This is a genomic window from Candidatus Eisenbacteria bacterium (assembly GCA_016867495.1).
Classification (GTDB): domain Bacteria; phylum Eisenbacteria; class RBG-16-71-46; order CAIMUX01; family VGJL01; genus VGJL01.
This window is the reverse complement of record VGJL01000132.1, coordinates 1-7,142: the sequence shown is the minus strand read 5'-3', so window position 1 is coordinate 7,142 and position 7,142 is coordinate 1. Positions and strand designations below refer to the sequence as shown.

Genomic DNA, 7,142 nt, shown 5'->3' with positions numbered 1-7,142 from the left:
CTTCGTCCTCTCACATGGCTTCGCCCCGCGGGAGATCTTCTGATGGGCGGGCGGACGAACGCCGAGCGATGGGAGGAGCCGGACTCGCGGCCGGTGAGCGTCCTCTGCCGTCCGGAGATCGCGTCGCTCGACCCGAAGCGACGACGCGCCGGGATCCCGGCGGAGCCCCGGACGCGCCTCTGGGTGCGGGACCGCTGGATTCCCGATCGGGCGATGATCGACGACGCGGTCTCGGAGGGGGCGCCCAAGGCGTGGCTCAAGGATGGCGTGATCGTGGCCGCGCGTTGCGAGGTCTCGCCCCCGGCGGGCGAGACCCCGGGGAACGACCCCTTCTGGGCGGCTCTCGCGGAGGGATGCCCCCGCGTCGAGCCAGCGGGCGGCGCGTGGATCGGAGGGCTTGCCGATCTCGTGGCCGAGAGCGCTGCCAGGATCGAGGGGGACCTCGAGCGCGATCTCGCCCGGATGGCCCCTCCCCAGGACTTCGGCGATGGAGCCGCCTACGCGCCGGGCCGGATCCGCCTCGGCAAGGGATGCCAGGTCGATCACTTCGCCCTCCTCGACGCGCGCGAGGGAGCGATCGTGCTGGGGCCGGGGACCAGGGTCTTCCCCCACACATGGATCCGCGGGCCCTTCGGTTGCCGCGAGAACTGTCTGCTGCTCGGCGGGCGGATCGGCGGAGGAAGCTACTTCGGCCCGGGCTGCCGCGTCCGCGGGGAAGTCGAGGCCTCGATCTTCCACGGTTTCGACAACAAGGCGCACGACGGATTCGTGGGGCACTCCTATCTCGGGGAGTGGGTCAATCTCGGAGCCATGACGACGACGAGCGATCTGAAGAACAACTACGCCCCGGTGCGCCTGCAGGCCTACGGGGAGCAGGTCGGGACCGGTCAGCGGAAGATCGGATCGTTCATCGGCGATCACGTCAAGACCCGCATCGGATCGCTCCTCTGCACGGGATCGGTGATCGGTCTGGCGTCAAACCTCTTCGGAGAGACGACTCTCTTCCCCAAGTGGGTGCCGGACTTCCTCTGGGGAGTCGGAGCGGACGCGGAGGAGTACGATCTCGAGCGTTGCCTGCGCACGGCCGCGACGGTCCTCGAACGGCGCGGCCACGTTCTTTCCGACGACCTGCGCCGCGCCTTCGAGATCGCCTTCCTCGCGACGGGCGCCGATCGGGACGGGGCGCGGGCTTAGGGCGCCGGCCGGGCCCAGACAGCATGAAGCCGCAACGAGGGAGGACTCGCTAGAATGCCGGAGCTGCGCAAGGACCCGGTGATAGGGCGCTGGGTCATCATCGCGACCGAACGGGGCAAGCGCCCCACCGACTTCGAGAGGATCGAGACGAAGCGAGGCGGCGGATTCTGTCCGTTTTGCCCCGGGAACGAGGCGAAGACCCCCCCCGAGGTCTACGCGATTCGCGATCCTGGCACGCAGCGAGACGGCCCCGGCTGGCGGGTGCGGGTCGTCTCGAACAAGTTCCCGGCCCTTCAGATCGAGGGGGAGCTGCATCGCAAGCCCGAGGGGATCTACGACAAGATGAGCGGGGTCGGCGCCCACGAGGTCATCATCGAGACCACCGATCATGACCGCGACACGGCGCATCTTCCCGTCGAGCAGATCAATGACCTCTTCGTCGCCTGCCGGGAGAGGATGATCGATCTGGCGAAGGACAAGCGCTTCCGCTACATCCAGGTCTTCAAGAACCACGGGGCGCCCGCGGGCGCGAGTCTCGAGCACAGCCACACGCAGCTGATCGCGACGCCGATCGTCCCCCGGCGCGTCGTCGAGGAGCTGAAGGGCTGCAACCAGCACTTCGACTGGAAGGAGCGGTGCATCTTCTGCGACATCGTCGACCAGGAGCTGACCGTCGGCTCGCGGATCGTATGCGTCAACGATGACTACGTGGTGATCGTCCCCTTCGCGCCCCGCTTTCCCTTCGAGACGATGCTGATCCCGAGAAGGCACGAGCACTACTTCGAGGACGCCTACCGCGGCGACTTCCTCTCCCTCGCGCGGATCTACAGGGAGACGCTCGGGAGGATGAACGTTGCCCTCGGCAATCCGCCCTTCAACGTCGTCCTGCACACGAGCCCCTGCAACGACTGGGAGGCCCCGCGGCACTACCACTGGCACCTCGAGCTGATCCCCAAGCTGACGAAGGTCGCGGGATTCGAGTGGGGGACGGGTTTCTACATCAACCCGACGCCGCCGGAGGAGGCCGCTCAGTTCCTGCGCGAGGCGGCCGTCCCGGCCGGGCCGGAGGGGAGCCAAGCGTGAAGATCGCGATCGCCGCGGCCGAGATGGTCCCCTTCGTCAAGGTCGGCGGGCTCGCCGATGTGACCGGCGCCCTGTCGAAGGAGCTTGCGCGGCTCGGGCACGAGGTCCGCGTCTTTCTTCCCAAGCCGCCCGGGATGACGCCCCAGAGGTTCCCGGGCCTCGAGATCGAGAGGCGCGGGACCATCCTGGTCTCCCTCGCCGCGGGGGAGGAGAGGGCGGAGATCGAGATCGCGCGCGTGGGGCAGGGCGGGCTCGAAATCGTGTTGATCCGCCACGATCGCTTCTTCGACAGGGCCAATCCCTATGTCGATCCCGCGACGGGCGCCGACTGGCCCGACAACGCGCGGCGCTTCGTCTTCTTCGCGAAGGCGATCATCGAGAGCATGGAGACCCTGGGTTGGATCCCCGATGCGATCCATCTGAACGACTATCAGACCGGCCTTGTGCCGGTCCTCCTCCGGGAGACCCGGGCCGGGACGCCGCTCTGCCGCGCGGGGATCCTCTATGCGATCCACAACATGGGATATCAGGGAATCTACCCGGTCGCGGCTCTCGACGAGATCGGTCGCGACCTGGCCGATCGCATCTTCTATCCGATGGGGCCGCTGGAGTTCTGGGGCAAGGTGAACTTCATGAAGGCGGCGATCCTCTACGCCGATCGGATCACGACGGTGAGCGAGCGCTACGCCCTCGAGATCCAGGAGAGCGAGGAGTTCGGCTTCGGGCTCGAGGGCGTCCTGGCGGCGCGGAGCAAGGATGTTCGCGGGATCCTGAACGGGATCGATGTCGAGATCTGGGATCCGAGGACCGATCCGCTGATTCCGCACAACTACGGGCCTGACGACCTGGGGCCCAAGCGCGAGAACAAGAGGAGGCTCCTCCACGCGATGGAGCTTCCCGAGGACCTCGACGCGCCCGTGATCGGGATGATCTCGCGCCTGGTCGACCAGAAGGGATTCGATCTCCTGGCCGAGGCGGCGGAGGATCTGCTGGCCGGGGATCTGAAGCTGGTCGTCCTCGGCAACGGGCAGCCGAAGCACGAGGCGCTCATGAAGGAGCTGCGCCGGCGCCATCCGGCGAAGTTCGCCGTGAGCCTCTCGTTCAACGATCCGCTGGCCCATCTGATCGAGGCGGGATCCGACTTCTTCCTCATGCCCTCCCGGTACGAGCCGTGCGGTCTCAATCAGATGTACTCGCTCCGCTACGGCACGATCCCGATCGTCAGGGCGACGGGTGGGCTGGCCGACACCGTGAGCGAGCACGATCACGCCACCGGCAAGGGGAACGGCTTCGTTTTCGAGGAGCACGACGCGGTCGCCATGCTCGCGGCGATCGGCCGTGGGCTCGCCGCCTACGGGCGCAAGCGCTCGTGGAAGAGGCTTCTCTCGCAGGTGATGCGGATCAACCACTCCTGGCGCAGCGCCGCCCTCAAGTACGTCGATGCCTACAAGGAGATCGCCGCGATCCGGCGATGACGCCGCCGGCCGCGGGCTTCGCTCACTCTGTCATCTTCGCGCACGCGGCGCCCCCGCCGGTCCCCGCTTCGCCGGCTGAGGGACAGGCCGCCGGCCGCGGGCAACCGGCGGGAGCGCCTCTGAATCCGAAGCCCGGGACCACGGGGCGGTACCTTGCGCACAGCGGCCTCAATATCTGCTATGCTCCCGCAACCAATTGACCAGCATGGCCTCTTGTTGGCCGCAAGGAGGTGGGGCATGGTCAGGTTGCAATTCTGCTCTCTCGTCCTTCTCGCCGGGCTTCTCGGGACTTCGACGCTCGCGACGCGCGCCGAGGCGGGGATCGTCCGCGTGCCGGAGGATCTCCCGACGATCCAGCTCGGCATCGCGCACGCCGCGCCGGGGGACACCGTCCTGGTCGCGCCCGGGCTCTATCCCGAGCGGATCGATTTCATGGGGAAGGGGATCGTCGTGGGAAGCCACTTCGTGGCGACAGGCGACCCATCGCTGATCCCAGAGACGATCATCGACCCCTCGGGCGCGGGGACGATCGGATCGGCGGTGACCTTCGATGACGGAGAGACCTCCTCGTCCGTCCTCCAGGGCTTCACGATCCGGAACGCGAGCGCCTCCGTCGGCGCTGGTGTCCTGTGCATCGCCGCCTCTCCCCGGATACTCGACAACATCATCTGCCACAACCGGGCTTCGTCGAGCGGGGGAGGGATCTACGACTCCGTCGGAGCCTCCACGATCTCGAGGAACAAGATCTTCGGGAATCAGGCCGTCCGGATGGACGGCGGCGGGATCTGGGCCCTCTACGCCTCGACGACGATCTCCGGGAACGAGATCTACGACAACTTCTCCAGCTTCCGCGGAGCGGGGATCTACTGCGAGCACTCGACGCCGACGATCTCGGACAACATCGTCCACGACAACGTGAATGCCAGCTACTACGCAGGCGGCATCGCGAGCCGCAACTGCATGTCGATCATCACCGGCAACACGGTCTTCAACAACGAGGGCGGAGCCTTCGGCGGAGGGATCTTCTATTGACTCCCGGGCGACGGCCGCAGTTGCGGCCAGAACGACAAGGGGCGTCCCCTCCGCAGCGATCTCATCGACCTCTCGAAGCAGCCTTCATGGATCAGCCATAACCTGGTCTTCAACAACACGGCCGGTTCAGGCGCGGGCATCCGTTTCTGCTACTTCTATTTCGTCCCGCACTACCCGGACGTCTTCCGGAACATCTTCCACGACAACCACGCCCGCGAGAACGGCGGCGGCGTCCACTCGTTCGTCGCCAACCCCACGCTGCGCAACTGCACGTTCAACGGCAACTGGGCCGACGGGCTCGGTGGAGGGGCTTTCATCGAGGCCTCGAGCACCGGTCCGACCACTCTCATCGACTGCATCTTCGCCTCCTCGCAGGCGGGCGGCGGCCTCGCCGTCGGCCCCGGAGGGCATCTGCTGAACTCCTACTGCGACGTCTGGGGGAACAGCCCGAGGGACTATCACAACTGTCTGCCCGGTCCGGGCGACATCAGTGCCGATCCGCTCTACTGCGGATTCGCCTCGCCCGAGTCGCCGTGGGATCTGTTCGATGTCTCGCCGTGCGTCGGCAGCGGCTCCGGCGGATGGGAGATCGGCGCCCGCGGCGTCGGATGCTACATGGAGCCCAACGTCGTCTTCTACGACGACTTCAACGACCAGAACGACGACGGCTGGTTCCGGGAGATCGTCGGGGGCGGGGCGATCTCCGTCTCGGCGGGCCAGTACTGCTTCTTCTCGGACGCGGCGGGCTGGCTGCGGTCGACCGTGATCGGCCTCGATGTCGCGAACCTCACCTACAACCTGGACCTGATCCCGCATGAGGGATTCGGCCTGATGCGGATCTTCTTCCGCTTCCGCGATCCGACCACCTACTACCAGATCTCGATGGACGGGATGCAGGGTTGGCTCGAGAAGCAGACTCCCGCGGGGATCGGGGAGCCGCTCGCTTCCTTCCCCTGCACGCTGGTCGAGCAGACGCAGTACGACTTCAGGATCCAGGCCGACGCCGGACTGCTGCAGGGCTGGTATCGCTGGCAAGACACCGACTGGATTCCGCTCTTTCGGGTCGTCGATCCGGACTACATTCCCGCCGGGACCATCGGGCTCGGCGCGGCTCGCGGCAAGCATGTCCACTTCGACAACGTCCTCGTCCAGGACAACGGGGTCGCGGGGGTTCCGGGAGGCAACGCCCTCCTCGATCCGGAATCCGCGGTCGATCTCGGCTTCGGAAGCCCCAACCCGTTCGATCGCCTGACGGTCCTGCCGCTCGCCGTGCGGCGCGGCGGGCCGATCTCGCTCTCGGTGTTCGATGTCGGCGGCGCCCTCGTCCGCAGGCTGGTCGATCGGGATCTGCCGGCCGGCGACTACAGGATCGAGTGGGACGGACGGGGCTCGGACGGGAACCAGGTCGGCAGCGGGATCTACTTCTGCAGGCTCGCCGGAGGGAAAGGACGGGCGCAGACGCAGCGGCTGCTGATGGTCAGGTGACATGGAACGACGCTGAGTCAACGCACTGATCCAGTGAGGCGACCTCCTCTCTCTCGAGAGAGGAGGTCGTCTGCAGCGCGCAAGCGGGTCCGCCGGTTCCCTCCGTCCCGCCAGGTTCGCTTTCGCGGCGCGGGGCTGCGGGAACCGGCCGGGCCGGGCGGCTACGCTGGACCCGAGCCGGCGGGCGCCACGAAGCGATCGTGCAGCAGATGCGCGGCGCGGGGGGCGGATGTCTCCTCAACGAGAAACGACAGCGAGAGGCTTCCCGTGTGCGTCGCGATCACTCGAATGCCGGCGGATTCCAGGCACTCGATCGCCTCCCGCATGAGGTTCGCGCGGGCGAGGATCCCCTCGCCGACCATGCTGGCGGCCGAGAGCCCCCGCTGGACGCGAATGGACGCGCCGATCGCGCCGGCGCGCGCGCGGAGGGCCTCCTCATCGGGCCCGGGAGCGGGGCAGACGCCTCGGACGAAGCTCTGATCACCGGAACGCGCCGTCGCAATCCAAGTCCAGGGGGAGGAGGTGGGCGGCTCGTCGATCAGAGCGAGCAGGTTTGCGGCCGGCCCCGTTCCCGCAATCTCGACGGCGACGCACGCGCGCTCGAGAGCCACGGAGAGGATCCTCTCCGTCTCGGCAGGGAAGTCGCCGTTTACGGGCTGCGGTTTCGATTCCATCCTGACCTCCTGCTGCTTGTCCGGGGGCGCCGTCGCCTCTCTCTTCACCCTCGCCTCGGGAGGCGCCGTTGCCTCTCCGGGGCGCTTTCCGATCCATGTATCCGGTCCGCTTGCGAGAGAGCATCGCACCCGGATCGGCATTCCATACTTGCGCGCGAGGATCACCGAGCGGCGGAAGAGGACGCCCGCCCCGAGGTGG

7 protein-coding genes are annotated in these 7,142 nt (G+C 67.4%); 5 read left to right on the top strand and 2 right to left on the bottom strand.

Features of this window, described 5'->3' with window-relative positions:
• The 4 genes from FJY88_10485 to FJY88_10470 form a co-directional block, all read left to right on the top strand.
• On the top strand, positions 1-1,194 hold a 1,194-nt coding region (locus FJY88_10485; protein ID MBM3287759.1), incomplete at its 5' end, for a hypothetical protein.
• A 54-nt stretch (positions 1,195-1,248) separates the two neighbouring features.
• Positions 1,249-2,277 (top strand): galactose-1-phosphate uridylyltransferase, encoded by a 1,029-nt coding sequence (galT, locus tag FJY88_10480; GenBank protein ID MBM3287758.1) that lies wholly within the window; start codon positions 1,249-1,251, stop codon positions 2,275-2,277.
• On the top strand, positions 2,274-3,752 hold the full coding sequence (locus FJY88_10475; protein MBM3287757.1) for a glycogen synthase: 1,479 nt from the start codon (positions 2,274-2,276) through the stop codon (positions 3,750-3,752). Before galT ends, FJY88_10475 begins: the two co-directional genes overlap by 4 nt.
• 180 nt (positions 3,753-3,932) lie before the next feature.
• A complete protein-coding gene (locus FJY88_10470) occupies positions 3,933-4,784 on the top strand; it encodes a hypothetical protein (protein ID MBM3287756.1) in 852 nt (283 codons plus the stop codon).
• A 170-nt stretch (positions 4,785-4,954) separates the two neighbouring features.
• Here the strand turns inward: FJY88_10470 and FJY88_10465 are convergent, their stop codons facing one another.
• Complete coding sequence (locus FJY88_10465) at positions 4,955-5,143, bottom strand: hypothetical protein (protein MBM3287755.1); 189 nt, start codon at positions 5,141-5,143, stop codon at positions 4,955-4,957.
• Between the two features lie 256 nt (positions 5,144-5,399).
• Here FJY88_10465 and FJY88_10460 point away from each other — a divergent pair, with 256 nt between their 5' ends.
• Positions 5,400-6,269, top strand: a complete 870-nt coding sequence (locus FJY88_10460) for a hypothetical protein (GenBank protein MBM3287754.1) — start codon at positions 5,400-5,402, stop codon at positions 6,267-6,269.
• 161 nt (positions 6,270-6,430) lie between these two features.
• Here FJY88_10460 and FJY88_10455 read toward each other — a convergent pair whose 3' ends face one another.
• On the bottom strand, positions 6,431-6,943 hold the full coding sequence (locus tag FJY88_10455; protein MBM3287753.1) for a hypothetical protein: 513 nt from the start codon (positions 6,941-6,943) through the stop codon (positions 6,431-6,433).
• Positions 6,944-7,142 lie beyond the last annotated feature (199 nt).

What these genes read in the sequence shown, in the direction of transcription:
- galT (MBM3287758.1), top strand. Translation starts at nt 1,249, where the DNA reads ATGCCGGAGCTGCGCAAGGACCCGGTGATAGGGCGCTGGGTCATCATC.
- FJY88_10470 (MBM3287756.1), top strand. Translation starts at nt 3,933, where the DNA reads ATGCTCCCGCAACCAATTGACCAGCATGGCCTCTTGTTGGCCGCAAGG.
- FJY88_10465 (MBM3287755.1), bottom strand. Translation starts at nt 5,143, where the DNA reads ATGCAGTCGATGAGAGTGGTCGGACCGGTGCTCGAGGCCTCGATGAAA.
- FJY88_10460 (MBM3287754.1), top strand. Translation starts at nt 5,400, where the DNA reads ATGGAGCCCAACGTCGTCTTCTACGACGACTTCAACGACCAGAACGAC.
- FJY88_10455 (MBM3287753.1), bottom strand. Translation starts at nt 6,943, where the DNA reads ATGGAATCGAAACCGCAGCCCGTAAACGGCGACTTCCCTGCCGAGACG.